Source organism: Mesorhizobium sp. M0830 (assembly GCF_040319965.1).
Classification (GTDB): domain Bacteria; phylum Pseudomonadota; class Alphaproteobacteria; order Rhizobiales; family Rhizobiaceae; genus Mesorhizobium.
The window spans coordinates 1-1,303 of the sequence record NZ_JAMYOR010000139.1 but is presented as its reverse complement, the minus strand read 5'-3'; the positions used below and the strand labels follow the sequence as shown (position 1 = coordinate 1,303).

General features: G+C 64.0%; 2 protein-coding genes. Both read right to left on the bottom strand.

The window, feature by feature from the left end:
* Positions 1–12: 12 nt before the first annotated feature.
* Entirely contained in the window at positions 13–411 is a 399-nt protein-coding gene (locus NKI20_RS33550; RefSeq protein WP_352838278.1) for a hypothetical protein, read from the bottom strand.
* A partial coding sequence (locus NKI20_RS33545; RefSeq protein WP_352838276.1) for an IS5 family transposase occupies positions 408–1,303 on the bottom strand: 896 nt, incomplete at its 5' end. The genes NKI20_RS33550 and NKI20_RS33545, both read right to left, overlap by 4 nt.

Here is a 1,303-nt window from a genome sequence, read left to right as displayed (position 1 = left end):
GGCGACCACGTTCTAACATCCATACAGGAGCAGCCGCCCGCACCTTGGCTCGGGCGAGACCCCAATCACCCCATCTGTTGAAGAAGGATCACGTTTGGCCTTGAGGATAGCCTCGTCGCCGTTGCGATAGGCGAAGGTGATGTCGATCGAGCCGTCGTCGAGCAGTTCAGCGGAGCCGTCGCCGGTGACTTCGTCCATCTCATCGAAGCCGGCCCATGTGAAGAAGACCATTGAGGGCCCGTACCCGAGATCGAGGCCGGCTTGCAGGGCGCCAAAGGCGATCTCACCGTGGTTGTCGGCCCCAATGGTGATCGTGGCGGGTCCGCCGAGGTCGAGATAGCCGCGATCCCACAGGTCAGCTTCGATGATCCGCCAGCGGCCGATCAGTTGACAGCCGGCAGGTGCGATCATGTCGGCACCGCCAGCAGCTTCGGCAACCGCACGAGATTGTGGGCGGCGGCTGCGAAGGTGAAGGCCCATCCGACGCGGTCGCGGCCGCGCAACTTCGTCTTCGCCTGTCCGGCGACCGTCTTGATCCAGCCGAACGCCTCTTCAATGCGCTTGCGAATACGCTGACTGACAGCATAGCCGCTATGCCGCGTCGTGCGCCCGTCGATCGCCGAACTACGGCCGCTCGTGTTCTGCGCTACATGCGGCGTCACTCTCATCGAGCGCAGCTCATTGACGAAGTCTTCCGCGTCGTAGGCCTTGTCGGCGCCGAGCGTGATCGCCTGTGGCCGCTCCGCTCGCGGTTCGATCATGTGCAGGGCCGCCACCCGCTCGGCATGCCCGTCGGCAAACGTCAGGCAGGCGTCAACCAGAAGGCCATGGCGGTTCTCCATCAGCCCATGCCCCATGAAGCAGAGCTTCGCCTCCTTGCCCCGCCCTTTGCGGTAGAGCCTGGCGTCGGGGTCGGTGGTCGAGGTGTGCGTCTCGTTCGATCGCCTCTCGCCGTGGAAGTCCGCTTCCGCATTGCGTCCACCGCCGTCTGCAGGCGGCTCGCCATGACCACCGCTTGGGCCGTCTTTCGGCTTGACGCTCTTCATCGACGCCCAGGCCTCGATCAGCGTGCCGTCGACCGAGAAGTGATCCGTCGACAGAAGCTTCTTCACCTTGGGTTGCGCCAGCACCGCCGCCAGGAACTTTGCAGCGATGTCGCCCTCCAGCAGCCGGTCACGGTTCTTGGAGAACACCGAATGATCCCAGGCCGCATCGTCGACGCCAATCCCGACGAACCAGCGGAACAGAAGGTCGTATTCCAGCCGCTCCATCAACAGCCGCTCCGAGCGGATCGAATAGAACG